This is a genomic window from Diaphorobacter sp. JS3051 (assembly GCF_015832135.1).
In the GTDB taxonomy this organism is placed as follows: domain Bacteria; phylum Pseudomonadota; class Gammaproteobacteria; order Burkholderiales; family Burkholderiaceae_C; genus Diaphorobacter; species Diaphorobacter nitroreducens.
The window spans coordinates 25,905-52,221 of the sequence record NZ_CP065408.1 but is presented as its reverse complement, the minus strand read 5'-3'; the positions used below and the strand labels follow the sequence as shown (position 1 = coordinate 52,221).

Annotated in this window: 29 protein-coding genes and 1 pseudogene; 21 read left to right on the top strand and 9 right to left on the bottom strand. The window is 66.1% G+C overall.

The window, feature by feature from the left end:
• Positions 1-12: 12 nt before the first annotated feature.
• The 5 genes from I3K84_RS21525 to I3K84_RS21505 all read left to right on the top strand — a co-directional run bounded on the left by I3K84_RS21525 (position 13) and on the right by I3K84_RS21505 (position 6,789).
• On the top strand, positions 13-1,326 hold the full coding sequence (locus I3K84_RS21525) for a cytochrome P450 (protein ID WP_196996213.1): 1,314 nt from the start codon (positions 13-15) through the stop codon (positions 1,324-1,326).
• A gap of 14 nt (positions 1,327-1,340) precedes the next feature.
• Positions 1,341-3,302: a non-ribosomal peptide synthetase gene (locus tag I3K84_RS21520; protein WP_172207662.1), complete on the top strand. Its 1,962-nt coding sequence runs from the start codon at positions 1,341-1,343 to the stop codon at positions 3,300-3,302.
• A gap of 229 nt (positions 3,303-3,531) precedes the next feature.
• Positions 3,532-5,343, top strand: a complete 1,812-nt coding sequence (locus I3K84_RS21515; RefSeq protein WP_087743489.1) for a fatty acyl-AMP ligase — start codon at positions 3,532-3,534, stop codon at positions 5,341-5,343.
• A 10-nt stretch (positions 5,344-5,353) separates the two neighbouring features.
• Entirely contained in the window at positions 5,354-5,611 is a 258-nt protein-coding gene (locus tag I3K84_RS21510) for an acyl carrier protein (protein WP_049756493.1), read from the top strand.
• A complete protein-coding gene (locus I3K84_RS21505) occupies positions 5,608-6,789 on the top strand; it encodes an aminotransferase class I/II-fold pyridoxal phosphate-dependent enzyme (RefSeq protein WP_231403508.1) in 1,182 nt (393 codons plus the stop codon). The genes I3K84_RS21510 and I3K84_RS21505 overlap by 4 nt, the downstream gene beginning before the upstream one ends.
• 4 nt (positions 6,790-6,793) lie before the next feature.
• Here the strand turns inward: I3K84_RS21505 and I3K84_RS21500 are convergent, their stop codons facing one another.
• Positions 6,794-7,699 (bottom strand): hypothetical protein, encoded by a 906-nt coding sequence (locus tag I3K84_RS21500; protein ID WP_135148047.1) that lies wholly within the window; start codon positions 7,697-7,699, stop codon positions 6,794-6,796.
• Between the two features lie 187 nt (positions 7,700-7,886).
• On the opposite strand from I3K84_RS21500, the gene I3K84_RS21495 reads away from it, so the two are divergent.
• Positions 7,887-8,771, top strand: coding sequence for a hypothetical protein (locus I3K84_RS21495; RefSeq protein ID WP_011806212.1), 885 nt, complete (start codon positions 7,887-7,889; stop codon positions 8,769-8,771).
• Between the two features lie 25 nt (positions 8,772-8,796).
• Here I3K84_RS21495 and I3K84_RS21490 read toward each other — a convergent pair whose 3' ends face one another.
• Entirely contained in the window at positions 8,797-9,873 is a 1,077-nt protein-coding gene (locus tag I3K84_RS21490) for a mitochondrial fission ELM1 family protein (RefSeq protein WP_196996212.1), read from the bottom strand.
• A 2-nt stretch (positions 9,874-9,875) separates the two neighbouring features.
• The gene (locus tag I3K84_RS21485) at positions 9,876-10,862 is read right to left on the bottom strand and encodes an NAD(P)-dependent oxidoreductase (protein ID WP_087743484.1); all 987 of its coding nucleotides are present in this window, start codon (positions 10,860-10,862) and stop codon (positions 9,876-9,878) included.
• Positions 10,863-10,960: 98 nt separating this feature from the next.
• Here I3K84_RS21485 and I3K84_RS21480 point away from each other — a divergent pair, with 98 nt between their 5' ends.
• Positions 10,961-11,263, top strand: a complete 303-nt coding sequence (locus I3K84_RS21480; protein ID WP_011806215.1) for a hypothetical protein — start codon at positions 10,961-10,963, stop codon at positions 11,261-11,263.
• 18 nt (positions 11,264-11,281) lie between these two features.
• On the opposite strand, the pseudogene I3K84_RS21475 reads toward I3K84_RS21480, so the two are convergent.
• Positions 11,282-11,476 (bottom strand): annotated as a pseudogene (locus I3K84_RS21475) (nucleoside deaminase); the annotation flags it as partial.
• A gap of 136 nt (positions 11,477-11,612) precedes the next feature.
• Here I3K84_RS21475 and I3K84_RS21470 point away from each other — a divergent pair.
• Positions 11,613-14,315 (top strand): Tn3 family transposase, encoded by a 2,703-nt coding sequence (locus I3K84_RS21470; RefSeq protein ID WP_196996221.1) that lies wholly within the window; start codon positions 11,613-11,615, stop codon positions 14,313-14,315.
• A gap of 1,269 nt (positions 14,316-15,584) precedes the next feature.
• Here the strand turns inward: I3K84_RS21470 and I3K84_RS21465 are convergent.
• Both I3K84_RS21465 and I3K84_RS21460 read right to left on the bottom strand, forming a co-directional pair.
• Positions 15,585-15,866 carry a type II toxin-antitoxin system YafQ family toxin gene (locus tag I3K84_RS21465; protein ID WP_011114071.1) on the bottom strand — a complete coding sequence of 94 codons (282 nt, stop codon included), beginning with the start codon at positions 15,864-15,866 and terminating at the stop codon, positions 15,585-15,587.
• Positions 15,853-16,116, bottom strand: coding sequence for a type II toxin-antitoxin system RelB/DinJ family antitoxin (locus I3K84_RS21460; protein ID WP_011114070.1), 264 nt, complete (start codon positions 16,114-16,116; stop codon positions 15,853-15,855). The genes I3K84_RS21465 and I3K84_RS21460 overlap by 14 nt, the downstream gene beginning before the upstream one ends.
• Positions 16,117-16,288: 172 nt before the next feature.
• On the opposite strand from I3K84_RS21460, the gene I3K84_RS21455 reads away from it, so the two are divergent.
• From I3K84_RS21455 to kfrC, 13 genes are all read left to right on the top strand, one after another.
• On the top strand, positions 16,289-16,717 hold the full coding sequence (locus tag I3K84_RS21455; RefSeq protein WP_011114069.1) for an antirestriction protein: 429 nt from the start codon (positions 16,289-16,291) through the stop codon (positions 16,715-16,717).
• A gap of 44 nt (positions 16,718-16,761) precedes the next feature.
• On the top strand, positions 16,762-16,980 hold the full coding sequence (locus I3K84_RS21450; RefSeq protein WP_012478187.1) for a hypothetical protein: 219 nt from the start codon (positions 16,762-16,764) through the stop codon (positions 16,978-16,980).
• A gap of 11 nt (positions 16,981-16,991) precedes the next feature.
• Complete coding sequence (locus tag I3K84_RS21445) at positions 16,992-18,200, top strand: hypothetical protein (protein WP_011114068.1); 1,209 nt, start codon at positions 16,992-16,994, stop codon at positions 18,198-18,200.
• Positions 18,201-18,216: 16 nt separating this feature from the next.
• Positions 18,217-18,474 (top strand): transcriptional repressor KorC, encoded by a 258-nt coding sequence (gene korC / locus I3K84_RS21440; RefSeq protein ID WP_011114067.1) that lies wholly within the window; start codon positions 18,217-18,219, stop codon positions 18,472-18,474.
• 157 nt (positions 18,475-18,631) lie between these two features.
• Positions 18,632-18,868, top strand: coding sequence for a stable inheritance protein KleA (kleA, locus tag I3K84_RS21435; RefSeq protein ID WP_011114066.1), 237 nt, complete (start codon positions 18,632-18,634; stop codon positions 18,866-18,868).
• A gap of 208 nt (positions 18,869-19,076) precedes the next feature.
• Positions 19,077-19,403 carry a KleE stable inheritance protein gene (gene kleE, locus I3K84_RS21430; RefSeq protein WP_011114065.1) on the top strand — a complete coding sequence of 109 codons (327 nt, stop codon included), beginning with the start codon at positions 19,077-19,079 and terminating at the stop codon, positions 19,401-19,403.
• A 1-nt stretch (position 19,404) separates the two neighbouring features.
• Positions 19,405-19,734, top strand: a complete 330-nt coding sequence (locus I3K84_RS21425) for a DUF2761 domain-containing protein (protein WP_011114064.1) — start codon at positions 19,405-19,407, stop codon at positions 19,732-19,734.
• Positions 19,735-19,840: 106 nt separating this feature from the next.
• Positions 19,841-20,149: a transcriptional regulator KorA gene (locus I3K84_RS21420; protein ID WP_011114062.1), complete on the top strand. Its 309-nt coding sequence runs from the start codon at positions 19,841-19,843 to the stop codon at positions 20,147-20,149.
• The gene (locus I3K84_RS21415) at positions 20,146-20,910 is read left to right on the top strand and encodes a ParA family protein (RefSeq protein ID WP_011114061.1); all 765 of its coding nucleotides are present in this window, start codon (positions 20,146-20,148) and stop codon (positions 20,908-20,910) included. Before I3K84_RS21420 ends, I3K84_RS21415 begins: the two co-directional genes overlap by 4 nt.
• A complete protein-coding gene (locus I3K84_RS21410) occupies positions 20,907-21,956 on the top strand; it encodes a ParB/RepB/Spo0J family partition protein (RefSeq protein WP_011114060.1) in 1,050 nt (349 codons plus the stop codon). Before I3K84_RS21415 ends, I3K84_RS21410 begins: the two co-directional genes overlap by 4 nt.
• A 178-nt stretch (positions 21,957-22,134) precedes the next feature.
• Positions 22,135-23,166, top strand: coding sequence for a DNA-binding protein (locus I3K84_RS21405; RefSeq protein WP_011114059.1), 1,032 nt, complete (start codon positions 22,135-22,137; stop codon positions 23,164-23,166).
• A gap of 170 nt (positions 23,167-23,336) precedes the next feature.
• Positions 23,337-23,684 carry an IncP plasmid survival protein KfrB gene (kfrB, locus tag I3K84_RS21400; RefSeq protein WP_000664557.1) on the top strand — a complete coding sequence of 116 codons (348 nt, stop codon included), beginning with the start codon at positions 23,337-23,339 and terminating at the stop codon, positions 23,682-23,684.
• 28 nt (positions 23,685-23,712) lie between these two features.
• On the top strand, positions 23,713-24,366 hold the full coding sequence (gene kfrC, locus I3K84_RS21395) for an IncP plasmid survival protein KfrC (protein ID WP_000826922.1): 654 nt from the start codon (positions 23,713-23,715) through the stop codon (positions 24,364-24,366).
• A gap of 202 nt (positions 24,367-24,568) precedes the next feature.
• On the opposite strand, the gene I3K84_RS21390 is transcribed toward kfrC, so the two are convergent.
• Genes I3K84_RS21390 through I3K84_RS21380 form a run of 3 tightly spaced genes read right to left on the bottom strand, consistent with a single transcriptional unit; the run spans position 24,569 to position 26,132 of the window.
• Positions 24,569-25,009: a conjugal transfer protein TraM gene (locus tag I3K84_RS21390; protein ID WP_000718516.1), complete on the bottom strand. Its 441-nt coding sequence runs from the start codon at positions 25,007-25,009 to the stop codon at positions 24,569-24,571.
• Positions 25,009-25,734 carry an ArsA-related P-loop ATPase gene (locus I3K84_RS21385; RefSeq protein ID WP_011114058.1) on the bottom strand — a complete coding sequence of 242 codons (726 nt, stop codon included), beginning with the start codon at positions 25,732-25,734 and terminating at the stop codon, positions 25,009-25,011. Before I3K84_RS21385 ends, I3K84_RS21390 begins: the two co-directional genes overlap by 1 nt.
• Complete coding sequence (locus I3K84_RS21380) at positions 25,734-26,132, bottom strand: TraK family protein (RefSeq protein ID WP_001127128.1); 399 nt, start codon at positions 26,130-26,132, stop codon at positions 25,734-25,736. Before I3K84_RS21380 ends, I3K84_RS21385 begins: the two co-directional genes overlap by 1 nt.
• Between the last annotated feature and the right edge of the window lie 185 nt (positions 26,133-26,317).

Genomic DNA, 26,317 nt, shown 5'->3' with positions numbered 1-26,317 from the left:
CAATTTCGGATTATGGCACAGGGACATTTGGCGCCGGGCCCCGACCAGGGCTACGACCTCGACGCCAATGACGAGACCTTGCCGCTGCTGCAGCAACTGCGCGCCCGCTACGGCCCGATCTGTCGCGTTCCGTCGCTGACGCGCCCGGGCGACGGCCTCGTCATCCACGACCCCGACGACATCCGCCGCGTGCTGCTGACCAACCGCGGCAACTACGTCAAGGGCGCGGGCCTGGAGCGTGTGCGCGTGCTCCTCGGCAACGGCCTGATCGTCAGCGACGGCGACCTGTGGGCGCGCCAGCGCCGCATGATCCAGCCCGCCTTCCAGGGCCAGGCGACCCGCGGCTTCGCACCGGTGGTGCGGCAGGTCAACGCTGACCTGCTGACGCGCTGGAGCGCGCATGCCGACAGCGGCGAGCCCATCGACCTGACGCACGAGCTCAGCAGCGTCGCGCTCGAGATCGTGCTGCGGGCGCTGTTCAGTGCGGACTTCGACCGACTGGTCGAGACCGAGGGCGGCAGCCCCTTCGACCTGCTGACCGAAGAGAGCCGTCGCGATCTGCAGTTCGCGGCCCGCTTCCGCGGCCTGGCCCGCTTCGTGCGCGCCATCATCGAGACCCGCCGCCTGGAGGCGCGGGTCGAGTCCGACTGGCTCTCGATGCTGATGCAGGCCCGCGACAAGGCCAGCGGCGAGCCGATGCCCGACCGGGCCTTGCTCGACGAGGTCATGACGCTGATCGTCGCCGGCCACGAGACCACCGCCAGCACGCTCAACTGGACCTGGTACCTGCTGTCCCGGCATCCCGAAGCCGAAGCAGCACTCCACGCCGCCATCGCCCACGCGGCGCCCGCCGAAGCCGCGCCGGACCAGGCCCTGGCGACCCCCTTCGCATCGGCAGACTACGTCGAACAGGTGCTGCAGGAAGCGCTTCGGCTCTACCCGCCGGTGTGGCTCTTCAGCCGCCGAGCCGTGCAGGACGACACCCTGGGCGGCTACCACGTGCCGGCTGGCACCGACATCTTCATCTGCCCCTACCTGCTGCACCGCGACCCGGCCCAGTGGGAGCGCCCCGAGGCCTTTCATCCCGCACGCTTCATGCCCGATGCGGCCGCGGGCCGGCATCGCTTCGCCTACCTGCCCTTCTCGGCCGGCCCGCGTTTCTGCGTGGGTGCGGGTTTCGCCATGGCGGAGATGGCCACGCACCTGACGATGGTGGCGGAGCGCTTCCGTTTGGTTCCCGTCGGCACCGAGCCGGCCGAAGCCGAGTTCCAGATCAACCTGCGCACGCGCCATCCCCTGCGGATGCGGCTCGTGTCGCGCCGCTGAGCGGCACCTCCTTCATGCGATTCGATACCCTCCACGCCATCCTGCCCGCCACCACGCGCGACGACCGCCAGATCACGCTCATCGAAGGCGACAAGGAGCAGCGCGTGCTGAGCTTCCAGCGGCTGCGCCAGCGCGCGCTCGCCGTGCTCGGGGCACTCCAGCGCCAGTCGATCGCGACCGGCGACACGGTGGTCCTGTGCCTGGCAGACAACGAGCGCTTCCTGGAAATGTTCTGGGCCTGCGTGCTGGGCGGCATCGTCCCGGTGCCCATCGCACCCGGCGCCACCGATGCGCACCGCCAGAAGCTGCTGCGTGTGTTCGCGCAGCTCGGCCCGAAGGCCTCGGTCTACATCGACGGCACCTCGCTGGAACGGCTCGACGGCTTCGCAGCGGCGCAAGGCATGGCCGACCAGGCTGCAGCGCTTCGCGCCCGTGCGCTGGTGCCCGGCAGCCTGGACATCGGCGGCGACCCGGGGCAGCCCGTGTCGCCGCGACCGGACGACCTGGCGTTCATCCAGTATTCCTCCGGCTCCACCGGCGAACCCAAGGGCGTGCTGCTGACGCACCGCAACCTGTGCGCCAACATCGCCGCGATCATCGAAGCCGCGGCCTTCTCAGACCGCGACGTGGCGCTCAGCTGGATGCCGCTGTCCCACGACATGGGCCTGATCGGCTTCCACCTGAACATGCTGGCCTGCGGCGCCAGCCACGCGATCATGCGCACCGACCTGTTCGCGCGCCGCCCCCTGCTCTGGCTCGAGCAGGCCAGCCAGCGCCGCGCCACGGTGCTCTGCTCGCCCAACTTCGGCTACCAGCATTACCTGCGGCAGTTCGCGCTCAAGCCGCCACAGGGCTTGGACCTGTCTGCCGTGCGCTTGATCTTCAATGGCGCCGAGCCGATCTCCGCCGAGTTGTGCCGGCGCTTCACCCAGGCCATGGCGCCCCACGGACTCAGGCCGAACGCCATGTTTCCTGTGTACGGGTTGGCCGAAGCCAGCCTGGCGGTCAGCTTTCCGCCCCCCTCGACGCCGCTCGAGACGATCGAACTCGACCGGACAACCCTTCGCGTCGGCGCGCCGGTGCGGGCTGCGGCACCCGGGTCGGCGCATGCCCTCGAATTCGTCAAGCTCGGCCGCGCCGTGCCCGGATGCGAGCTCGGCATCGTGGGCGACACCGGCGACGGGCTGCCCGAGCAGACGGTCGGCCATGTGCGGATCCGCGGCGACAACGTATCCCACGGCTACTTTCCCGGCGGACGCACCAGCGCCGATTCGGGCGCGAACCCAGGATGGCTGGACACCGGCGATCTGGGTTTGATCCTCGACGGCCAACTCGTGATCACCGGTCGGGCCAAGGACCTGATCATCGTCAACGGCCAGAACTACTACCCGACCGACCTCGAGGAAATCGCCCAACAGGTGCCTGGCATCGAGGCCAACCGCGTGGCGGCGGTCGGTGTGCGCGATGCGATCGAAGGCACCGAGTCGGTGGCCCTCTTCGTGATCCACCGCGGGAATCTGGCGGACTTCGTGCCGAAGGCGCAGGCATTGCGGCGCATCATCGGCCAGAAGACCGACCTGGCGCTGAACAACGTCGTGCCCGTGAGCGCCATTCCGAAGACCACAAGTGGCAAGCTGCAACGCTATGCCCTGGCCGCCGCCTTCGAACAAGGCGAATTCGCTACAATACTCGCGGAATTGGCAGGGTTTATGTCAGCGAACGCTGCGATCGAACCTGCCGAGGCGAAGCCGAAATCCACGGCCCTGCGCCTCAAGGAGATCTGCGAGCCGTTGATTCCAGACCAGCAGATCACGGTCCAAACCAACTTGCTCGAAATCAACCTCAAATCGCTCACCCTGGCGCGTATCCATGAAGCGATCGAGCGCGAATTCCCCCAACGGATCGAAGTCACGGATCTTTTCGATTACCCGACGTTGGTGCAGTTGGCGAAACTTCTGGACGAAACCCAGACCTGATCACTGTGCATAGCATTTATGACAGTTTGACGTTTCCGGATTTTACAATCCCGCGGCGGTCGAGTTTTTTCCATGGGGTGCGCGGCCTGCGGGTAGCCAAAACCGTACAGTATCGTACAGTTCAGTCAAGTTATAGAGTGAAGCAGTGCATGCCCAAAATGTTGTGTTCTAGCGTTCTCCCGAGAGTTCAGGAGCACGGGAAGCGGGAGGGTGCAAGGTGACGCAAGCAATGCTCCTCGGTACGACACCGACGCCGACGGCCAGTGGCATTCCGCTGCGCAGCGCGCTCTTCTCCACCCTGACGGAAGCCCTGGACTATGCCGCGACCGGCGAGACCGGGTTCAATTACTACGATGGCCGCGACAAGCTCTCGGCCGTTCTGCCGTACCGTGAACTGCGTCGCCGCGCCCTGGAGATGTCGCGCCACCTGGCGCCGCTCGGCCGCGGTCAGCGGCTGGCCCTGGTTGCGCAAACGCACCCGGACTTCGCCGTCATGTTCTATGCGTGCCAGTACGCCGGGCTGGTGCCCGTGCCGCTGCCGGCCGCCGTGCACCTGGGCGGCCGCGAGGCGTACGTTCGCCACCTGCGCCAGCTGATGCGCGACTGCCAGGCGGTCGCTGCCTTCGCACCGTCCGAATTCGTCGGCTTCCTGAACGAAGCCAGCGAAGGTTTGCCGCTCGCGCTGTCCGGCACGCTGGACGACTTCCTGGCACTGGACGCCCAGGAAAAGCTGCCGCCACCGCCCGCGCCGACCGACCTGGCCTATCTGCAGTACACCTCGGGCAGCACCCGCTTCCCGCGCGGCACGATGATCACACAGTCCGCGGTCATGGCCAACCTGGGCGCCATCTTCAACCATGGCTTTGCGCTCACCGCGGACGATCGCTTCTGCTCCTGGCTGCCGCACTACCACGACATGGGGCTGGTGGGCATCGTGCTGGGGTGCATGGCCACGCAGCGCTCGGTCGACTACCTGCCGACGCGCGAGTTCGCGATGCGCCCGCGCCTCTGGCTCAAGCTGATCTCGCGCAACCGCTGCACCATCTCTTACAGCCCGCCGTTCGGCTACACGCTGTGCGCACGCCGCCTGCGTCCGGCGGACATCGAGGCGCTCGATCTGTCCTCCTGGCGCATCGCCGGCGTGGGCGCCGAGATGATCCACCCTGATTCCCTGCGCCAGGTGTCGGAGATCCTGGCACCGGCCGGCTTCGACGAACGCGCCTTCCTGCCCAGCTACGGCATGGCGGAATGTGCGCTGGGCGTGAGCTTCGCGCCCGTGGGCAGCGGCTCACGCAGCGACCTCATCGACATCGACAGGTTGTCCCGCACGGGCGAGGCACGTCCGCCGATCGAGGGTGAAGCCGCGGTCAAGGGCAAGGCCTTCATCGACTGCGGCCGGCCACTGCCGGGCTTCGAGGTCGAAGTACGGGGCGACCGGGGCAACGCGCTACCCGAACGCCGGTGCGGCGCCATCTATCTGCGCGGGCCCAGCGTGATGTCGGGCTACTTCGGCAACCCCGAGGCCACGCAAGAGGTGCTGTCGGACGATGGCTGGCTCAACACCGGCGACCTGGGCTACTTCGCCGACGGTTCGCTGTTCGTCACCGGCCGCGCCAAGGACCTGATGATCATCAAGGGCCGCAACATCTGGCCGCAGGACCTCGAATACCTGGCCGAGCAGCAGCCCGAAGTCCGGCCGACCGATGCCTCCGCCTTCACGGTCGTGGACGAGGACGAGAACGAAACCGCAGTGCTGGTCGTGCAGTGCCGGGAAACCGATCCGATCAAGCTGGCCTCGCTGTCGGTGCGCCTGAAGCAGGCCATCAACGCCGAGTTCGGCATCCATTGCCTGATCGAACTGGTGCCGCCGCACACCCTGCCGCGCACCTCGTCGGGCAAGCTGTCGCGCAGCATGGCGCGCAGCGACTTCCTCAAGCGTTGCGGCGAGGAGCCGCAGGTCGGCTTCGTCAAGGACGATGCGCGCGTGCAGACCCAGCACGCGAGCATCGGCCGCGACATTGCCCTGACGACCCCTGATTGAGCCCTCACCCGTGACCGAATTGAATCTGGCAACCATCGAAAGCGCCATCCGCGAAGCACTCGACGCGATCCGTCCCGGCACGGCGAGCCTGGGCGGCAATGCCGACCTGATGCAGGAGGCAGACCTCGACTCGATCGGCGTGATGGACCTCGTCATGGAGATCGAGGACCGTCTGGACCTGTCGATCCCGGTGGAGACGCTGGCCCAGGCGCACACCATCAACGGGCTGCGCGCCGGCATCGCCCAACTGACCGGCGGTGCGGCGTGAGTCTTCTCAACAAGTTCGGCGCGCAGCGCCAGCTCCAGGCGAGCTTGGACGCGATGGGTGGCGTGGCACCGATCGCGACGCCGATGGACGAGATCCATTCAGCCACCTCAGCGACCATCGGGGGGCGCCGCATGGTGCTCGCGGGGACCAACAACTACCTCGGCCTGACCTACGACGCCGCCTGCCGCGCCGCCGCCATCGCGGCCATCGAGACCCAGGGCACCGGCTCCACCGGTTCGCGCATGGCGAGCGGCAACTACGCCGGCCACCGCGCCCTCGAACGTGAACTGGCAGACGCCGTCGGCTGGCCGTCCTGCATCGTTTTTTCCACCGGCTACCAGACCAACCTCGGCGTGATCTCCGCGCTGGCCGACACCGGCGACTACCTGCTGGTGGATGCCGACAGCCATGCCAGCATCCACGACGGCTGCCGGTTGAGCAACGCCACCACCATCCGGTTTCGGCACAACGACCCCGAGAACCTCGACCGCCGCCTCGCGCGGCTGGGCGACGATGCGCATCGCGCGCTGATCGTGGTCGAAGGCGTCTACAGCACGCTGGGCGACCGCGCGCCGTTGCAGGAAATCGCCGAGATCAAACGGCGCTATGGCGCCTGGCTGCTGGTCGACGAAGCGCATTCCTTCGGCGTGTTCGGCGAACGCGGCCTCGGCCTGGCAGAGCAACTGGGCGTGCTCGACGACGTGGACTTCATCGTCGGCACCTTCTCCAAGAGCCTGGGCGGCGTCGGCGGCTTCTGCATCGGCCGGCACGCGGAACTCGAATACGTTCGGATGGTGAGCCGACCGTACATCTTCACGGCCTCGTCGTCGCCGCCCTCGATCGCGGCCACGCGCCAAGCGCTGCGCCAGATGCTGGATGGCCATGCGTTGCGCGAACGACTGTGGCGGCACGCCGAACGCCTCTACGCCGAAGCAACGAAGCTCGGCTACCGGCTGGGCACCACGACGCCCGGCCCGGTCGTGGCCTTGGTCTTCACCGAACGCGCCGAAGCACAGGCCCTGTGGCAGTCGCTGCTGGACAGCGGCATCTACACCAACCTCATGATCCCGCCGGCCACGCCCGCAGGCCTGAGCCTGGTGCGCATCAGCCTCAGCGCGGCGCACAGCGACGACGACATCGGGCAGATCATCGCCGCGCTGGCCAGTGCGCGGCGTTGAGCGCTCACGACGCGCCCCAAATACCCCATCGTCGCTTGGCCGTCGTCGCAACGGCTATCGATGGTACCTTGGAAATTTGGAACTCCGACCGCAGCCATTGAAGGTACGTAGCGGTGACGCTATCGATGCTGGGAGCAGCAGCGCGTAAGACTTGCGCAGTTGATCGCCGCGCCTCGGTGGACTCCAACGCATCCAGTGCCGCGGCGAATTCAGCTTCGTCGTCGGCCCACTGTTCAGCCCCGCAAGCCGTCTCAAGATACCCCGCCTCGCGATTGCAGATCACTGGCGTCCCGCTTCCCTGTGCGTTGGCCAGCTTGACATTGCTCTTCCAATTCCTTGGGGCATAGCCATCGCAGTCACGCAGCGCGACCAAGACGTCCACGTCCGCCACCTCTGTGGGATTGATGACGAACCGCAATCCGCGTGCTGAGCACTGACGTTTGATGATCGGCAGCCAGCGTCCCAGGTACTTCTCCCCGCCTTCATACCCCAGCACTTTCAGCGGCCGGATCGGGTTCTGCCGCAGGCCCGGCCGTGCGTGGTGCGGTAGCGCCAGCACCGGCACGCCAAAGCCCTCGCAGTCCCGAGCCATCGCTCGTGTCGCCGCGACGATCCCCGCAGGCCGGATCGTCTTCACTTCGCCGGCCAGCCACTCCAAGCACCGGTCTTTCTGCCATGCGTTTCCAATGGGCTGAGGCCATGCATCGACCACATCCCAGATCAGCGGGACCTTGGACTGATGGAATCTCTCCAGCAAATCGGTTGTCTGCCGCTTCACGAGCACTGCCAAGTTGTAGGGTGCAAGATCTTTGGCGTTCGGGACCACGGCTGCCCGCAATGTCTGCCCCAGTTGAACGCCCCGGATTTGCCAACTGCCGCTGGCGCCCTTACCGGTCATCAGCAAATGCATGCTGAACTCCCCCATGCAGCACCGACTCGGACGTCGACAGCCATTCGGATTGATTGCGGAAAATGTGGCTCGTGTAGGAGATGTACTACCTTCATGCGGCGCCAGTGTATCCCGGCGGTCGAGTCGGCTCGGGTGACCCGAGATGGATCGTTCTCGGCTAGGGTCGTGCCAGAGGTGAAAATACGGCATGCGCAACGCCGTCTTCATCCACACCAACCCCAAGCAGATCGTCGGCGCCCTGGTGGCGCAGCACGCGTTGCGCAGCCGCAGCGCCGCGCCCGAGCGCTTCGACGTGCGCATCCTCCAGACGACGGACTTCCCGGCCTTCGAACGCTTCGAGGGTCGCCGCTACCTGCGCGAAGGCCAGCAGGTGCTGTGGCGCAACGACGACCTGCAGTCGTTCACGCCGCTGCGCTTCGCCGTGCCCGAGCAGATGGGCTACGCCGGCCGTGCAGTGCTGATCGACCCCGACATCTTCGCGCTCGGCGACATCAACGCGCTGCTCGAGCGCGACATGGGCGGTGCCGCCGTGATGGCGCGGCAGATGGACGGCGACTTCCGCCGCCCGCTGCATTACGCGTCGAGCGTGATGCTGATGGACTGCGCGCGCCTTGCGCACTGGCAATGGGAAGCGGACTTCGAACGCACCTTCCGCAGCGAGCGTGACTACCGCGACTGGATGTGGCTGCTGCTCGAGCCGCCCGGCAGCGTCGCGGCGCTGGAGCCCGAGTGGAACGACTTCGACCGGCTCACGCCCGAGACCAAGCTCTTGCACAACACGCACCGCCGCACGCAGCCGTGGAAAACCGGCCTGCCCTCGGACTTCACGCCGCGCGGCACCACGCTCACCTCGCGCGCCGGCATCTGGCTGCGCAAGCTGACGGGGCGCGGCGCCGGTCGCTACCGCCGGCATCCCGATCCGGCGCAGGAGCGGCTGTTCTTCCGGATGCTGGGCGAATGCCTGGACAACGGGTCGATCGACCGCGCCCTGCTCGACGTCGAGATCGCGCGCGGCCATGTGCGCAGGGATGCGATGGACTGCGTGGCCCGCGCCGCGCACGCCATCGCCTGAGCACCGTCTGCCCGATCGAGCCCGATCAGCGCCGATCGATCAGTGCGCGGATGCGCGCCAGCGTGGCCTCACGTTCCTGCCGCGCGATGTCGAGCACGCGGCTGCTGCCATCGAACGCGCCAGCCGCTTCCAGCGCGCGGTGCAGCAGGCCCAGGTCGCGCAGCGACGACAGCAATCCCAGGTCCTGCAGGACATCGAAGCTGCGCGCCACCATCGACCCCGGCCGCCGTGCCGCAGCGGCGCGCCAGGCCGTCGCCAGGCGCCAGCGCCAATCCGGTTGCCGCGGCAATGCGAAGGGCACGACCGGCTTGCCCGTGAGCAAGGCCTCGGTCAGCATCGACGCGCTGTCGGTCGTGACGACGATGCGGTCGGCGCGCTGGCGCAGGGCGGCATAGGGGTTCTCGCCCTCGCCCCAGCGAACGACATGCGCAGGCACATCGAGCGTCCGGGCCAGCACGTCCATGGCGGTGGCCGGCGTCCGCGGGCTGCCGAGCACCCAGGCACTGCCACCCTGCGCTCGCACCTGTGCATTCACGAGGTGCGCCAGGCCGACGGCCGCCTCGTCATCGAGCACGAAAGGCCGGCTGTCGCCACCGACCATCACCAGCGTCCAGGGCCGCGGCATACGCGCCGCCTGCAGTTGCAGCGCCATTGGCAACGGGACCTCGACCAAGTCCGACGGCGGCATGAAGGGCATGCGGTGGCTCAGCACGTTGGCACGCTCGGGCACCGCGTACTGCGGCGTGGTGACGATCAGGTCGAACCATGACAGCGGCGCCCACGGCCGGTTGATGTGGACCAGCTGCGTGCGCCCGCCCGACCGCTGCCGGATCCACCGCGCCGCCGGCACGCTCTTGCGCCCGGCCGCCAGCACCACGCGCGGCCAGGGCGGCTGCAGCACTGCCGCATCTTCGCTGCGCCAACTCAGCCGCGAGGCGCCCAGCAGAACCGGCGGCAGCCCCGCAGCGGTGTTGAAGCGCAAGGGCACGGTGCGGTACGGCACGCCCAAGGCATCGGCGATGGCCAGCAGTTGCTGGTTGTCGCCATGGCGCGCGCCGAGCAGCACCCAGACCGGGACTGCGCCGGAATCGGACGATGTCACCGTCACCCCGGCAACCAGCCGGCCGACCGGTACCAGGCGACCGCATCGGCGAAGCCGGTGTCGATGTCGAACTGCGGCGACCAGCCCTCCGGCCGCGCGAGTTCGGCCGGCGAAACGCCCCAATCCGCATGGCGCAGCTCGCGCAGCTTCTGCGAATTGAGCATGGCCGCCGAGCCGCCGAGGCGCGCCACATCGCCGACCCATGCGATGCCACGCAGCAGCCCTTGCGGCGCCTGCAGGAAGCGCGGCGTCGGGTTGCCGACCGCCCGCGCCGCGGCACCGAGCAGTTCGTCCCAGCGATAGCCCGCTGGCTGGCCATCCGCCGCCGCCAGCACCTGGCCCTGCGGCGTCGACGCGACGAGCATGACGATCAGCCGGGCCACGTCGCGCACGTGGATCAGCGCGGCGCGCGCGTCCGGCCCGCCGAGCAGGGGCACGCGCGGCCAGCGGGCAACCTGGAAGAAGCGCAGCGTTTCGCGGTCCCCCGGGCCGTAGACAGCCGGTGGGCGCAGCACGGTGGCGCGCGCGCCCATCGCGTCGAGTGCCGCAGCCTCGCCGGCACGCTTGCTGGCGGCGTAGTCGGAAAGCAGCGGTTCGCGCGCGGCCAGGCTGGAGACCAGCAGGAAATGCGCGTCGGGCGACAGTTGCTTCGTCGCCCGCGCGATCCGCGCGACACCCTGCTCGTTCACCGCAAAGAAATCGGCACGCCGTGCCGCCTTGATGAGTCCGGCCAGATGGATCACCGCATCGACGCCCTCCACGAGACGCGCCACTGCGGCCTCGTTGTCGAGCGAGCCGGCCACGACTTCGGGCGTCGACTGGCGCCATTCGGCGCCGGACGGTTCGCGCCGCAGCAGCAGCCGCACCCGCCAGCCCGCCTGCACCAGCGCGGCGATGAGATGCCGGCCGATGAAGCCGGTCGCGCCGGTCACGGCAACCAGGGGCGCGCGCGCGGTAGCGACATCGGAATTCGGGAACGGCAAGTGCATCTGAGAAGTGAGAAAGAGAGCGGGCGACAACGTGCGGCACCCCGCGCGGCAGCCGGATAGCATAGAGCACCGCGGCCCGGGCGCCGCGGCCTTCCACCATGACCAAGACCCTTCTTCTTTGCCTCCTCTTCGCCGCCCTGCCCGGCATGGCCGACGCCCGCAACAAGCACCGCGACCACGCCGAGCAGCGCGCCTTTCGGCAGGAACACCCCTGCCCATCCACCGGGCAGGCCGAAGGCGCCTGCCCCGACTGGCAGATCGGCTACGTGGTCCAGCTCTGTGCCGGGGGACAGGACACGCGCGAGAACATGCGCTGGATCACCTCGGAGGACAAGCGCTTCGTCAAGGAATCGACGGGCAAGGACTGCAAGAAGCTGCGGCATACACCGCTGCTGCGCTGAGACGCATCCGCGCGCGCCTCAGCGCGATGCCCAGAACGCCCGCTGCATCGCCACGGTTTCCTCGGCGATTTCCGGCACCGGGCCGATGAGCTCGACCGGCTTCTGGCAGTGGTCGAACACATAGCGCGACGGCACGCTCATCGTCGGGTTCTCGGCATGGCTGCCGGTCTCGGCCAGCAGTTGCGCCTCGGTCATGCCGTAGACGGGGTCTCCTCGTTTTCAGTGCAATAAGTGACGGTACGCAAAGCTAGCACTGGCGCGGGGGTGGTCTGGGTAGACCGTTGATTTCATTGACTTTCCTGTTCGCTTTGTAAACGGGTATGGTGGCCTCCCACTTTTGAGGTTCACGATGCAGGGTTGGCACACAACGTTTTTGGGGATGCGTGGGCTCCCCCGCGATATCAGCGACTTCGAGATGAAGGCATTTTTCACCTTCGATGGTGCCGAGCGCGACGCAATCAATGCACGCCGAGGTGATTCCCACAAGCTTGGTCTGGCGCTCCATATTGGTTTCCTGCGCATGAGTGGGCGTTTGCTCGGTGCCTTTCGGGTAATTCCAGTACTCGTGCGGGCGCGTCAATGGCTGTACAAGAACAAGCTGGTGATCGTGCACGAGCGGGCAATTCGGACACTGATTGCGGCGGCACTTGCCCAGCTTGAAGTTGAAACAGGCACCGCCATCGCCGCCAGCGTTGATCCAGCAACACTTGATCGCTGGCGAGCCTCAGTTTCAGAGCTGCGCCCAGATGGACAAACCCAGCAGAGTTGGCTATGGGCTGCACCGGCGAAACACTCAACCCGCCAAATCAGCGAGGTACTGGAGCGCATCGACCTGCTTTACACGCTGGACGTTCATAAGCACCTGGCAGACATCCCCGATCTCATCTTGCGCCGCTACGCGCGCCGACTTGTCTCCAGGCCGCCCTCAGCCGGAGCCAAGATCAAAGAGCCAGCGCGCACCGTGGAGGTCGCATGCTTTCTTCGGTATTGCCTGTTCACCACCACAGACCAGTTGATCCTTATGGTGCAGCGCCGGATCGCCGATCTGTGGCGTCAGGCTGCCGCCGATGTCCCCGCTACCGTCAATTGGGCCGCAATGTACAAAACGCTGCTCGGCGAACTTGTTGCCTTGAGCGCGCAAGGTGCGGTGCCAGATGCTGAGTTGCGTGCCCGTCTTGAAGCCTTGATCACCGAAACCCAGAAACGCAAACCACCGAGCAGGGCCTCCCTGGTCCGCGAGGGATTGATTGATGGAATTCGCCCCGTGCGGTCGTTGCTCGTCGCCATTGCAAAGCTGCCCTGGCAGGCCACCGGCGAGCATCCTGCCATCGAGTACCTTGCCAAGCTGCAAGCTTTATATCTCAAAGGATCCAGAAAGCTGCCAGTTGAAGTGGTGGCACCAAGTCTGGGAATGATCTGGCAGGTTTCGATCTCCAGCCCAGACCGGGAACGGGCGTTTCAGGCGTTGGAGGTGGCCACCCTGTTTGCCCTGCGCCGCGCGGTGCGCAATGGCTCGGTCTGGATTGAGCACAGCCTGAGCTTTCGGGGTCGTGCGCGCTTGTTCTTCACGGACGAGCGTTGGCAGGCAGAGTCCAAGAAACACTATGCCCGTCTATCGTTACCCAGCAAGGCTGCCACTTTCTTGAAGCCTTTGCTGGCCAGAGTAACTGCCGGTGTCGATGCGGTGGCCGCTGCAGCCCGCAGTGGCGTACTGCGCGTGGATGATGAACTCCATTTGTCGCCATTGCCCGCAGAGGACGAAGACCCAGAAGTGACCAAGCTGCGCGCGGCTTTGGATCACCGCATCGGTGAGGTTCAATTGCCGGAAGTGATTCTGGCCGTTGACGCCCAGGTGCGCTTTAGCTGGATCATGCTCGGACGTGAGCCGCGCTCTACCGACGAGCTGCTGATGGTCTATGCCGGCATCATGGCCCACGGCACCAGTCTGACTGCGGTCGAATGCGCGCGCATGATTCCGCAATTGTCTGCCACCAGCATTCGCCAGGCCATGCGCTGGGCGCGGGACGAACGGCGTCTGAGCCAGGCCTGCCAGGCTGTGCTGGAATTCATGCAGCGACACCCGATTGCCGCCACCTGGGGGCGGTCCGATTTGGCATCTTCTGACATGATGAGCATGGAGACCACCAAACGGGTGTGGCAAGCCCGGCTTGATCCTCGGCGCAACACACCTTCCATTGGAATCTACTCCCATGTAAAAGACCGGTGGGGCATCTTCCATGCGCAGCCCTTTGTGCTCAATGAGCGCCAGGCGGGCGTGGCCATTGAAGGTGTCATCCGCCAAGAAAAGCTGGAGACCAGCCAGCTTGCTGTGGATACCCATGGCTACACCGACTTTGCCATGTCACATGCCCGTTTGCTTGGTTTTGATCTTTGCCCGCGGTTGAAGGAACTCAAACAGCGCCACCTCTTTGTGCCACGCGGCACCAAAGTGCCCGCAGAAATCGCTGCGGTGTGCGAAGCCAATGTCGACGTCGCTTTGATCGAAAAGCATTGGGATAGTCTGGTGCACCTGGCAGCCTCGGTCATGAGCGGACATGCCAGTGCGGTGGCAGCTCTTGCGCGGTTCGGTTCTGCCGCCCAGGGCGATCCAATCTATGAGGCTGGCGTGCAATTGGGGCGGTTGCTGCGTACGGCGTTTTTGGCTGACTACTTTGTCAAGGACGCTTTCAGGAACGAGTTGCGCCGGGTGCTCAATCGGGGCGAGGCTGTTAACGCCCTCAAGCGCGCCATTTATACCGGCCGGATCAGCCCGGCGCAGGCCAAACGTGTCGATGAAATGCAGGCTGTGGCCGATGCGTTGAGCCTGATGGCCAACATCGTGATGGCGTGGAATACCTCACAGATGCAGGCGGTCCTGGATCGCTGGTCGAACCGCCGCCAGGTCATTCCACCGGAACTGATCGGGAAGATTGCGCCCACCAGGCTGGAGAGCATCAACTTGCGGGGTGTGTTTCGCTTCCCGGTTGACCGCTATGCTGACCAAATCCTGCCTTCGCGGCCAAATGCATCGATAACTGGCACCAATGGATGAAACCGACCACGGTTTGACGCCACGAATCGCAGATTTGAAAGTGAACAGGAAAGTCAATGAAATCAACGATCTACCAACACCACCTCCGCGCCAGTGCTAGCTTTTCGTACCGTCACTTATTGCACTGAAAACGAGGAGACCCCGATCCACCCTTTGACACTTGAGGGGCCGAGCTGCGGGGGATTCTCCCGGCCGGCGGCCGCGAGAACCGGCTATGTCGTGCTGCGCATCGAGCCAGGCGGCAGAGCCGCCCGTCTCGCCCCTGGCGGGCTTCCAGCGCCTTCCCGACGCTCACCGGGCCGGTGGCCCTCGCCGCTGGGCTTTGCGGCCCTGACGGGCCTTCCTGGCCCGTTTCCGGGGCCTTCCCTGCCCTGCCCCACCGGCGCGGCCGTTGTGGACAGTTTCGGGACAAGTCGGCCGAGGCCGGCCGGCGCAGCCCTGACGTTGACACTTGAGGGGCAGCGGGGCCGGCGCGATGTTGACACTTGGGGGGCAGCGGCCGATTTCGGCCTGGTCGAGCCGTCCAGGCGGCCGCCGAGGCGGCCTAAGTGCCTGATCGGCATGGAGTTATCCACCGAAGTTGTGGATAACCCTGTTAGGAACCCTGCCCCGGTATTGACACTTGAGGGGCGGCCCTACTGACACTTGAGGGGCGCGGTTCTTGACACTTGAGGGGCAGCGTATTGACACATGGGGGGCTTATCCATTGACACTTGAGGGGCGGCCTCTTCGCGCTTTTCCTTGGCGTGACAACGGTTTACGCGCGTTTTTCGGTCATGCTAACCAGGTTTTTAACCGTCTTTATAACCTTTTTATATAACCAGGTAGTTTTAACAAGAGGCTGGCGAAAAAAACGGCAACACGGCCCAAGCTACCGCGCAGCATGACCGGCCGCCGAAGGGGGGAAACCCCCCTTCTCGATCCCACCCGGCCGCAAGCGGCCTCCCATCCCCCCAGGGGCTACGCCCCTCGGCCGCCTTGCGGCCTCACCCCACAATGGAGCGCCTTCGGCGCTACGGCTTAGGAGAGCCAGGCGCAAGCGCCTGGCGGAAGGCAGTAAGTTCGAGAGCTTGCGAGGGGGCAAAGCCCCCTCACACTCCCCAACCAGGTCGCCGCGGTTCGACCGGCCGCGCGATCCTCAAGCATCGCAGCAGCTCCACCGCCGCAGGTTTTACGCCAAGGAAGGGGGTCGGCCAGCTCGGCCGGTGGCGCGGAAAGCGCCCCTCAAGTGTCAATGAAACGTGAGACGCGGGGCCAGGCCCGCGCCGATCACAAGCCGAGTTCGGAGTGAGAGCCGAGGCGCACCAGGCGCAGCGTGTCGGCGTCGGGCTTCTGGTAGATCAGCACCAGGTCGGGCTTGACGTGGCAATCCCGGTGATCCTTCCAGTCCCCGGTCAGCGCGTGGTCGCGGTGCCGAGGTTCCAGCGGCTGGTCGTCGGCGAGCGCGACCAGGACGGGCACCAGGTCGGCGTCGAGCGTGGCCCGGTGCTGCCCTTTCGCCTCGCGCTTGTAGTCGCGCTTGAACTGGCCGGTGCGCTCAATCTGCCGCATGCAGATCGGCCATCAGATCGTTGACGGTGGCGAAGCGCGGCAGCTTGCCCTTGCGGGCTTCCTTCATCGCCTCGATGGTGGTGGCGTTCGGAATCAGCGGCTCGAAGGGCAGCGCCTTGTCCTGGGCCACCTTCGTGAGCAGCAGCCGCACCGCGTCGGACACGGTAAGGCCCATCGCGGCCAGGACGGCCGCCGCTTCTTCCTTGATCGCGCCGTCGATGCGCGTTTGTACGAGCTGGTTTGCAGCCATGATTGGTTCTCCGGTTGGGTTCGTGAATTACATTGTAATGCACGCCAAGGGAAAGGGCAAGGTTTAGCGGCTAAAACGTTTAGCTAAAGTGCTTGACGATTAGGACATTTTGCCCTAATATAGCACTTGAAGGCCGGGCATTTCGCCCAGGTCAACTACCGGAGAAAGTCCGATGAACACCCAAGAGCAACCCGTTACCGCTTCCCTGGTCGCCGAGGCCCAGCGCCTCGACTTCCTGCCCGCCTACTTCGGCCCGCGTCTGATGATGCGCGGCGAGGCCCTGGTGTATGCCTGGCTTCGCCGGCTCTGCGAACGCTACAGCGGCGCGTATTGGCACTACTACACCTTGTCGGACGGCGGTTTTTACATGGCCCCCGACCTGGCCGACCGCCTGGAGATCGAGGTGGACGGCAACGGCTTCCGAGGCGAGTTGTCGGCCGACGCCGCCGGCATTGTCGCAACCCTGTTCGCGCTGGGTCAGCTCGCGGCCGAGGCCGCCGACACGGACGCCGGCGATGCCCTGATCGACCGCTATCACTTCCTGCGCGGCTTCGCAGCCAGCCACGCCGAGGCGGCCGCGATCTACCGGGCTATTGACTGATGAGGGGCGGCCCCGGCTTCGGCCGGGGCTTCCAGGAGGCGACCATGACCAGGAACAACGCTCCCCAGGCACCGACGAACAGCTACGCGACGGACGGCAAGTGCCACAACGCCGAGCCGGGCACCTACGGCCACGAATGCGGCAAGCCGGCCGCATGGATCGGCACGAACCACAAGGGGTTCAGCTCGGGATTCTGCGACGACTGCAAGCGCCACGGCTACGAAGCCCGCGACGTGATCGCGTGGCGGCGTGCTGACACTTGAGGGGCCGGCCGATGGCGAAGAAACGCAAGACGCCGGCCCAGCCGGGCCAGGACTGGAACGCGCCGGCGGCCGAGCTGCTGGCCGAGCTGCCCACCGACCGCGACGAGCTGCTGGCCGCCGCCGTGGCGGCCGTGGTGGAGATCGACGCGGCGATCATGCGCGGTGACGGTGCGGCCGCCGAGGCGGCCAGCGACCGATACGAGGCCGTCATCTGGAAGATGAACGGCGGAACGCACGTGGGCAGCATGGCCGACCACGACGCGCCCGGCCAGGTCATCGAGCGCCATTGCGCGGCGGTGCCTGGCGACGTGCCCTTGTGGGGCCAGCGCGGCCAGTTCCTGGTCGCGGATGGCGACATGCGCGCCCTGGTGGAGTACGAGGCCGGCTACGGCGGGCCGCTGGGTGCCCACTTCCAGTTCCACGTCATCGACCTGGACAGGCCGTTTATCTCCGAAACGGGCTACCGCTCGCACTTCGACACGGCGCAGGGCTGCATGACGGTGGACGAGGTTGCGCGCGGCATCCTGGCTGCGCAGCGAGCCGAGAAGAAGCGCCCGGTGATGGTCGAGGCCAGCTACCGCGACCGCCTGGCCGATGCTCCCCTGCCCGCTTGGCTGGCCGGCTTGGAGCCGCCGGCGCGGCGCGCACCGGCGACCGTCCTGGTGCCGCCGGGGTTCGTCCTGGTCGATGTGGTGCTGCCCTCGCATCGGGCCTTCATCGCCAGGCGCTGGGCGGCCGAGGCCGCGACCAGGATCAAGGCGGCCAGGGCCGCCGGGTTGGACGCCAAGGGAAAAATCACCGGCGCAGGCCCGGAGCGAGATCCCGCATCGCCAGAAACGACGATGACCTGCAGCATCGTCAAAGCCGACGATGCCGAGCCGGGCGAGGGCGGGCCTGTATCGCCGGAAACAACGATGCCGCGAGCGAGCGCGGCAACCTGCAGCATCGCCAGGAATGGCGATGGAGGCCCGGCCGACCTGGTGGAGTTCAAGCCCGGCCAGCGGTGCGAGATCGTGAGCGTCCATCACCCGGTTTTCGACCGCTACATCGGCAAGCGCATCATCATCGTGAAGGTGCATCCCGACACCCGCCAGGTGTGGGCGCACGACGACAGGCCGGTAACGTACAAGACCAATCGCGCAGGCCGGCGCGTGGTCGATTCAGACCCGAGCTGCATCCAGTCGATCTACGGCTTCGACCAGTTGCGGCTTATCACTTGACCAGGAGAACGAACGAATGACGAACGACGCCAATATCCGGCTGGAGTGCTTGAAGCCGGCCGAACGCTGGGCGCAACCGACCGGCGAGGAAGTCCGAGAGGTGCTGCGCCTGGCCGGGTTCAGCGGCAGCAAGGCCGCGAAGGCGCTGGGGCTGGGCGCGAAGGGCGACCGCACGATCCGCCGCTGGATCGGCGAGGACACCCCGATTCCCTATGCGGCATGGGCGATCCTGTGCGACCAGGCCGGGCTGGGCGTGATCTGGAAAGAGGATTGACGCCAAGGGAAAGGTTTTAGCGGCTAAAGTTTAGCCTTCGGATTCCGGTAAAGCGAAAAAAGTTTAGCTAAAGTGCTTGACAGGCTAGGGCATTTTGCCCTAATATAGCACTTGAAGGCCGGGCACATTGCCCAGGTCAACTACCGGAGAAAGTCCGATGAGCGACAACAAGATTATGCCCTGGATTGACGAGCTGGAGGGCGCGGCAGCGACCGACTTCCCGGCCCGCCGTGACGAGATCGCGGCCATGATGGCCGAGGCGGCCGAGCTGGTGTGCAAAGCCGAGGAACTGCGCGGCAAGGCGTACTTCGCCGGATGCTCCCTGGAGGGGCAGGCCAAGGGCCATTGGTCGATGGAAGCCGTCGAGCAGGCCAAGCGCCGGGCCGGCTGGTAAGAGCACATGGCCCGGTCGGCAACGGCCGGGCCTATCGAGGACGCCAAGAAGGAGTATTGCGTGAGCCGAGGCAAGATCAAGGGCGGCCCCAGGTGGAGGAACGCCCCGGAGTGATCCGGGGCGCTTGGCCTGGTGCTGGCACACCGTAACCATGCTTCCGAGTGGGAGCACCCAGCATTCAACACGTAAGCGCGTGGAGGGTCAAGCTATGTCCAACATCATCAAGTTCCCCAAGGAGATCGAGCAGCCCGCCGCGCCCGCGCCGGTGGAGCCTGCCGCCGCGTCTGCTGCCCCCAACAAGGCCCCCGGTGCTGGCCTGCTGGCCGGCCTGGTCAAGTTCGTATGGGTGGCGACCGTGCTGGTCTGGCCGATCCTCAAGTGGGTGCTGTCGATTGCCACCTTCTTCCAGTTCGTGCGGATGCTCTACCACTGGAACACGCCTGGCGTGTATGCCGGTTGGTCGTTCCTGGCGTACTTCGCGGTGCTGACCGCGATCACCTACTTCGTTTCGATCTACAAGCCGAAGGGGCTTTGACATGAAAAAACAGACCCTACCCTACCCGCCGGGATTCGTGGAGCCGAACACCGGCCGGGTGGCCGTCCTGGTGCGCGAGTACGCGGCCAGCGACTTGAACGGCGATGCGCCGGCCTATTGGTACAGCGCGCAATCCGAGGAATGGGGCCTTGACCCCTGGCGACTGGTGGAAGGCGTCGATCCGCACACCGCCGGCGGTCAGTTCGACGTGTGCTTTGCCAACGGTTCGAGCCGCACGGTCGGCCCGCTGATGACGTTCTTCATGAGTGCCGCTGACGCGGCCAGGTTGAACGCCAAGAAAGAAGATCACGCGCCCATTTTTAGCCGCTAAAACGCTTGACGCGGGCGGCGAGTTTAGCTAAACTTCTGCACATGGTCGGCGGCTGGCACCGCCTTTTGTTCAACAACCGGGTGTGGAGTTTATATGGGTGTTCTCCATGAAGAAACGGCTAACCGAAGCCCAATTCCAGGCGGCGATCAAGGGCCTGGAGATCGGGCAACAGACCATCGACATAGCGCGCGGCGTGCTGGTCGATGGAAGGCCCCAGGCCGAGTTTGTGGCCTCGCTGGGGCTGACCAAGGGGGCGGTATCGCAAGCGGTCAGCCGCGTGTGGGCAGTGGCGGGGGAAGTGCTCCCGCAGGGCTTCGAGCGGGTGACGGCGGTACTGCCGGAGCATCAAGCGTTCATCGTCAAGCGTTGGGAAGCCGACGCCAAGGGAAAGAGGAAACAGGAACCCAACTCATGAAAACACTGGTCACGGCAATTCAGAAAGGCGGTCAAGGCAAGACGTTCGCAACCTGCCACCTGGCGTTCGACTTCCAGGAGCGCGGCCTTCGGGTTGCAGTGATCGACCTGGACACCCAGGGCAATGCGAGCTGGACGCTGGCCGGCCACGACTCGGGCTATCCCGCCAGTCGCATGTTCACCGCCGGCGGCGACGAGCTGCGCGCCTGGTTCGCTGACCGGGAGGATGACGGCCTGGCGCTGATCGCGGCAGACGCCAACCTGGCGAACCTGGACAAGATGGAGCTTTCCCAGGCGGCCGCCGCGCTGCGGGCCAGTGTGGCCGCGCTGGGCGAGTTCTTCGACGTGTGCCTGATCGACACGGCCCCCTCCCTTGGCGTCGCCATGACGGCGGCCGTGCTGACGGCCGACTACATGCTGTCGCCCATCGAAATGGAGGCGTACAGCTTGCAGGGCATGAAGAAGATGGTCGCGGTCATCAGCAACCTGCGCAAGCAGAACCCCAAGCTGCGCTTCCTCGGCATGGTGCCGAACAAGGTGGACGCGCGGAAGCCGCGCCACGTCAACAACCTGGCGACGTTGCAGCAGGCATACCCGCAGCTCATCTTGCCGTTCAGCATCGGCGCGCGTGACAGCATCGCCGAGGCGCTGGGCGAGCAGATGCCGGTGTGGAAGATCAAGAAGACCGCCGCGCGGAAGGCCACCCAGGAGGTGCGTGCGCTGGCGGATTACGTGTTCACGAAGATGGAGATCGCGCAATGAGCGCCAAGACCAACGCCAAGAAGAAGGAGCAGGACAAGCCGCAATCGTCCGGGCTGGGCCTGGACGGGCTGGGCGACCTGGCCGGCCTGCTGAACGAGCAGCCGGCGGCCAACGCCGGCGGCGCAGGCCCGCAGGAGCTGCCGCTTGACCTGATCGACGAAGACCCGCACCAGCCGCGCACGGCCGACAACCCCGGCTTCTCGCCGGAGAGCATCGCGGAGATCGGCGAGACGATCAAAGCGCGCGGCGTGAAGTCGCCCATCAGCGTGCGCGAGAACCCGGACGCACCGGGGCGCTACCTCATCAACCACGGCGCGCGGCGCTATCGCGGCTCGAAGTGGGCGCACAAGACCACGATCCCGGCCTTCATCGACAACGACTACAACGAGGCCGACCAGGTTATCGAGAACCTGCAACGCAACGAGCTGACGGCGCGTGAGATCGCCGACTTCATCGGCCGCGAGCTGGCGAAGGGCAAGAAGAAGGGCGAGATCGCCAAGGAGATCGGCAAGTCGCCGGCCTTCGTCACGCAGCACGTCACGCTGCTGGACTTGCCCGAACCCATTGCCGAGGCGTTCAATAGCGGCCGGGGCAAGGACGTGACTGTCATCAACGAGCTGGTGACGGCCTACAAGAAGAACCCCGACGAGGTGGCCGCCTGGCTGGCCGACGACAGCCAGGAGCTGACGCGCGGCTCGGTGAAGCTGCTGCGCGAGTTCCTGGAGGACAAGCGCAGTCACGAGGACGGCGACCGTGATCCCAACACCGTCGATGCGCTGACCGGCAAGACCGACGCCGAGGCCGGCGACGGCGAGCAGGGGCCGCAGGATGATGACGCCAAGGGGAAGAAGGAGCCGAAGGAGGCCGACCCCGACAAGCTCAAGAAGGCCATCATCCAGGTCAAGCACGACGACCGGCCGGCACGGCTGATCCTCAACCGCCGGCCCCCGGCCGAGGGCTGGGCCTGGCTCAAATACGAGGATGACGGCCAGGAGTTCGAGGCCGACCTTGGCACCGTGCAGCTTGTCGCGCTGCTGGAGGGCTGACACGCCCAGCGCCGGGCATCGCCGACCACCGACCCCCACCCATCGCCCCGCCATCGAGCGGGGCTTTTTTTGCCCGCGTTTTAGCCGCTAAAAAAAGTTCAGCTAAACCGCTTGCGTAGTGTTGTATGTTGTAGTATGCTTCACGCTACAACATACAACCGGCCAAAGGAGGCCCGACATGGCGATCTCGAAGGAGCAGATATTTGCGGTGGCCGACGAACTGGACGCGGCCGGCCAGAACCCCACGCTGGCGAACGTGCGCAAGCAGCTCGGCAGCGGCAGCTTCACCACCATCAGCGAGGCGATGAACGAGTGGCGCGCACGCAAGGCCAGCCAGGCCGCCCCGATCCGCGAGCCGGCACCGCAGGCGATCACTGACAAGCTGGCCGAGCTGGGCGGCGACTTGTGGGCCGTGGCGCTGGAAATGGCGAACAACCGCCTGGCCGCCGAGCGCGAGGCGCTGGAGGCCGTGCGCCAGGAGACGGAAGCAGCGCGCCAGGAAGCCGCAGAGCTGGCCGACCAGCTCACCGGCGAGCTGGACGAGGCCAAGGCCCGCATCGCGGCCCTGGAGGCCGTCGAGGCGGCCGCCAAGGGCGAGGCCGACGAGCTGCGCGGCAAGCTCGCGGCGACCAGCGAGCGCGCGGCCACGGCCGAGGCCAGGGCCGGCGAGCTGCGCACGGAGCTGGATCACGCCCATCAGGAAGCCCGCCAGGCGCGCGCAGAGCGCGACAAGGCCCAGGAGAGGGCCACGGCCAGCGCCGACCAGGTGGAGGCCCTGCGGGCCGACCTCGCGGCCGCGAACAGCCGTACCGCCGAGATCGAGCGCCGCGCCGGCGAGCTGCGTGCCGACCTGGAGCGGGCGAACCAGGCGACCGACCAGGCGCGCGCCGCTCAGGCCGAGCAGCGGAAGGCCACCGAGGCGGCCGCCGCCGAGCGCGACCAGGTGCGCGCGGAGCTGGTGAAGGTGCAGGCCAAGGCCGAGGCGGCCGAGCAGGCCCACCAGGAGCAGCGCAAGGCGATGGCGGCCGAGGCACACCGCCAGGCCGAGCGGCTGACCGCCGCCCAGGGCGAGCGCGACCAGGCGAAGCGCGACGCTGCCCAGGCCCGCGAGGAAGCGGCCGGGCTTCGCGGCCGGCTGGAGGCCCTGGAAACCGTCATGGCGCAAGGCCGGGCGGCCGATCCGACCAGCGGCGGACGCAAAAAGACCTGATAAATCGGTTGGTTTTCCTTAAAATTACCCTGGAACCCTGACAAAACGCACAACCCGGCCGCTGGGAAGAGCCGGCCTCGCTTTGCCGAGGTCGGCTTTTTTGTTGGAGCGCGGCTTGCATGGGGCCACCATCACCCTTTTGAGAACTACGGCAACCATAGGAGTGCCCGATGAAAGAACGCCTCTTGGTCATGAACGGTCAACGCATCGTTCAGGCCGAAAAGGACGGCGCTTGGACGAATCAGAAAGTAGACAAGGCGGGCGCGTTGAAGCCCGGCATCTACAACCTGTACACGGCCCAAGCGGCCGACAAGAAGCAGACCCACGCCGGCGTGATCGTTCATGCCGACGCCACCAACGTGTACCAGCAGATCGGCAAGAACTTTGTCATGCACGCTCGGTCAGATTTCGATAAAGTACCTGAAATTGGGAGCGCAAAGAGCATCAGCTACAACGCCCAGGGCAAGGCGGCAGTCGCCGCAGAGGCCCCGAAACTGACGCGGGGGCGCTCCATGTAGCTTTAGCGGCTAAAAAGGAGGCACGCCCTTGAAACGACTCACCATCCCCGGCAGCGGCACCGAGAGCCGCGCCACCAAGCCGGCCCGCGTCAGCGCGCCGGCCACCCTCGGCGGTGCCGCCTTCGGCGCTTCGCGCGAGGACACCGGAGCCGACTTGCTGGAGGCCGCCCAGGCGGCCGAGATCGAGCAGCAGGCCACCCTAGAGGCGGCCCCGGTCGAGCAGTCCTACCCCGAAACCCTGGCGCTCTACGTGCAGGCCAAGCACGACCAGGTGGAGCACATCGAGGACAGGCTAGAAAACCTGATCGACCGGCAGCAGGCCCGTTTGCAGCAGACCCAGGCGTCCGCGCCTGGCCGGCTTTCCTTGCCCGGCTCTAAGCGAGCCTGGCAGAACCAGCAGGCGCAGCAGCAGGCCCGCTTGCAGACGCTTCACGCGCGCCTGGAGGCCGTCCGCGAGATCAAGGAAGGCATGGGCCTGCACTCGCCGAAGATCGAAGAGCTGGCGACGCGCAAGATGCGCGCCGAGAACCCCGAGCTGGCTTCCGATTGGGATGCCATGCGCGAGGCCGCCCGCCGGCATGAGCTGCTGATGCGCAAGCAGGAGCAGGAGCGCAAGCAATCCCAGGCCCAGGAGCGGCCAGGGAGATCGCAGTCCTTGGGCCTGTCAGCCAGGCCCGCATAAAAACGAAGCCCGGCGGTCGCCGGGCTTTTTTCTCGAGCATCGCCATTTCTGGCGAGGGAGGCCCGCCGAGGGCCTGGTGGAATCATCCTGCAGCATCGTCACAAGCGACGATGCCGGGAGCTGGCCAGCATCGCCGAACCTGGCGATGCCGCCGGCGCGGTCGACCATCGCCAGTTCTGACGATGAGATCCCGCATCGCCATCTACAGCGAGGCCCACAGGGCCAGGCCGGCGGCCACGACCGCCATGCCGGCCGCGACCATGTTCATCATGGCGACGCGCCGCGCCTCGCGGATCGGCGCGACGAGCTGCGCCGTCACCGCCTCAACCTCACGCCGCACGGCCTCGGCGGCCGCCTTCGCGCCCTCCTGCATTCCCCGCGTCATGGCGTCCTTGCTGGCCGCCAACGCCGCGTTGAGCGTCCTTTCCGCCTTTCCCTTGGCGTCATCACCCCATCGGTGGGCGATGGACTCCAGTTCCGACTTGAAGGCGTCCAAGATTTCCTGCTGGGCCGATGCGCTGTCCTGCATCAGCTTCATGTTGATGGTCTGGAGGATCAAGATCGGATCGTCGCGGCCCACGGCGATGCCGTGCTTGGCCGCGATCTCCCGTATCAGCTCCTCGATCTTGTCGTCGGCCGCCATCAGAGCACCGCCGCGTTTTCGAGCTGGGCGAAGAGCTGGGTTTTCACGATCTTGAGCCGCTGCCGCGTCATGATCGTGAGCGCCGAATCGGCCAGGGCCTCATCGAAGGTGCGCCGATCCTGGAGCATTTCGGCGAAGTCGCGGCCGTAGGTTTCCTCTTTCAGCGCCGGAATCTGGATGATGGCGGACACACGGCCCTTGTTGGTCGTGTACGCCTTCAACTGCTCGAACCCCTTGCCCTCGTGCTCGATTGGCCCCCAATACGGGTTCAGCCAGACCACGAACAGGCATTCGGCCGGGAACTGGCTGGCGAGCTGGGCGAAGCCGCTCACCGTGTCCACCAGGGCCTGGCCGCCGGTGACGACCGTATGCACCACGAGTTCGTGGCCCATGTCCTGGAGCAGCGCCGGCACCTGGTTGCTGATGAGGTAGTGCGACAGCGGCACGAACGAGCTGGCCCCGTTGTCGATGATGACGTCGCCCTCGGCCGACGCGATCATCTCGACCAGGGCGTCGAAATTCCGGGTGTTGATCTCGTCGCCGTCCATGATGTTGAGCCGGCGCACGTTGAGGGCTTTGTAGCCCTCGAACGTCGCGTTCACCGGATCGGTGTCGATGCAAAGCGGCTTCTGTCCCTTGCCGGCTTTGTACTGCGCGATGGTGGCCGCGATCATCGACTTGCCGACGCCGCCCTTGCCTTGCAGAACCATGTGAATTTTCGCCATTACAGTAAATCCTCTTTCTTTGGAGTCGCATCAAACGTGAAGCCGCCGATCTTGGGCGGCTCACTCTTGGATTCCGAGGCCGGCGGGGCGGCCTTCGGCTCGGGCTTCGCGCCCTTGGGCTGGCTGTCCGGGGGAGTGGCGGGAGGCGGCGGGGAAGCTACCGGCGCGGCCTTGATGTACCGCTTCACGTGCTGGGTGAAGGTTTCGTACCGACAGCGCAGCCGGCCGGTTTCCTTCATGTGCTCCCAGATCGTTTTCATCGCATAGCCCGCATCGAGCGCCGCTTGAACGTCGCTCTTGACGGCCAGGAACGCGACCACGTGCTTGTCCTGGCGCGGCTTCTTGGCTTCCCGTCCCTTCACCCATTCAGCCAGCTCTTCGGGGTAGGTCTTTGGCATCGTGTTCGTCCATCTAATCCTCTCATCGCAAATGTAACGCTACTAAGCGGCGCTACGGAAACGCAAAAAGTCCGCTATCGGCGTGCATTGGCACGCTTCGATAGCGGCATTATGGGCCATTGTGGCGGTTTTCGCTATATCCGTTGCTGCTTTTGCGGCCTGATAGCGCGATAGTTGCGGATAAA

Excerpts from the sequence above, each read along its gene's own strand:
- I3K84_RS21525 (WP_196996213.1), top strand. The coding sequence starts at position 13 with ATGGCACAGGGACATTTGGCGCCGGGCCCCGACCAGGGCTACGACCTC.
- I3K84_RS21415 (WP_011114061.1), top strand. The coding sequence starts at position 20,146 with ATGAAAACACTGGTCACGGCAATTCAGAAAGGCGGTCAAGGCAAGACG.
- I3K84_RS21390 (WP_000718516.1), bottom strand. The coding sequence starts at position 25,009 with ATGGCGGCCGACGACAAGATCGAGGAGCTGATACGGGAGATCGCGGCC.
- kleE (WP_011114065.1), top strand. The coding sequence starts at position 19,077 with ATGTCCAACATCATCAAGTTCCCCAAGGAGATCGAGCAGCCCGCCGCG.
- I3K84_RS21470 (WP_196996221.1), top strand. The coding sequence starts at position 11,613 with ATGCAGGGTTGGCACACAACGTTTTTGGGGATGCGTGGGCTCCCCCGC.
- I3K84_RS21480 (WP_011806215.1), top strand. The coding sequence starts at position 10,961 with ATGACCAAGACCCTTCTTCTTTGCCTCCTCTTCGCCGCCCTGCCCGGC.
- I3K84_RS21520 (WP_172207662.1), top strand. The coding sequence starts at position 1,341 with ATGCGATTCGATACCCTCCACGCCATCCTGCCCGCCACCACGCGCGAC.
- I3K84_RS21405 (WP_011114059.1), top strand. The coding sequence starts at position 22,135 with ATGGCGATCTCGAAGGAGCAGATATTTGCGGTGGCCGACGAACTGGAC.
- I3K84_RS21465 (WP_011114071.1), bottom strand. The coding sequence starts at position 15,866 with ATGCGGCAGATTGAGCGCACCGGCCAGTTCAAGCGCGACTACAAGCGC.
- I3K84_RS21420 (WP_011114062.1), top strand. The coding sequence starts at position 19,841 with ATGAAGAAACGGCTAACCGAAGCCCAATTCCAGGCGGCGATCAAGGGC.
- I3K84_RS21410 (WP_011114060.1), top strand. The coding sequence starts at position 20,907 with ATGAGCGCCAAGACCAACGCCAAGAAGAAGGAGCAGGACAAGCCGCAA.
- I3K84_RS21385 (WP_011114058.1), bottom strand. The coding sequence starts at position 25,734 with ATGGCGAAAATTCACATGGTTCTGCAAGGCAAGGGCGGCGTCGGCAAG.
- I3K84_RS21455 (WP_011114069.1), top strand. The coding sequence starts at position 16,289 with ATGAACACCCAAGAGCAACCCGTTACCGCTTCCCTGGTCGCCGAGGCC.
- I3K84_RS21445 (WP_011114068.1), top strand. The coding sequence starts at position 16,992 with ATGGCGAAGAAACGCAAGACGCCGGCCCAGCCGGGCCAGGACTGGAAC.
- kfrB (WP_000664557.1), top strand. The coding sequence starts at position 23,337 with ATGAAAGAACGCCTCTTGGTCATGAACGGTCAACGCATCGTTCAGGCC.
- I3K84_RS21460 (WP_011114070.1), bottom strand. The coding sequence starts at position 16,116 with ATGGCTGCAAACCAGCTCGTACAAACGCGCATCGACGGCGCGATCAAG.
- I3K84_RS21485 (WP_087743484.1), bottom strand. The coding sequence starts at position 10,862 with ATGCACTTGCCGTTCCCGAATTCCGATGTCGCTACCGCGCGCGCGCCC.
- korC (WP_011114067.1), top strand. The coding sequence starts at position 18,217 with ATGACGAACGACGCCAATATCCGGCTGGAGTGCTTGAAGCCGGCCGAA.
- I3K84_RS21380 (WP_001127128.1), bottom strand. The coding sequence starts at position 26,132 with ATGCCAAAGACCTACCCCGAAGAGCTGGCTGAATGGGTGAAGGGACGG.
- kleA (WP_011114066.1), top strand. The coding sequence starts at position 18,632 with ATGAGCGACAACAAGATTATGCCCTGGATTGACGAGCTGGAGGGCGCG.
- I3K84_RS21425 (WP_011114064.1), top strand. The coding sequence starts at position 19,405 with ATGAAAAAACAGACCCTACCCTACCCGCCGGGATTCGTGGAGCCGAAC.
- I3K84_RS21500 (WP_135148047.1), bottom strand. The coding sequence starts at position 7,699 with ATGCATTTGCTGATGACCGGTAAGGGCGCCAGCGGCAGTTGGCAAATC.
- I3K84_RS21495 (WP_011806212.1), top strand. The coding sequence starts at position 7,887 with ATGCGCAACGCCGTCTTCATCCACACCAACCCCAAGCAGATCGTCGGC.
- I3K84_RS21515 (WP_087743489.1), top strand. The coding sequence starts at position 3,532 with ATGCTCCTCGGTACGACACCGACGCCGACGGCCAGTGGCATTCCGCTG.
- I3K84_RS21450 (WP_012478187.1), top strand. The coding sequence starts at position 16,762 with ATGACCAGGAACAACGCTCCCCAGGCACCGACGAACAGCTACGCGACG.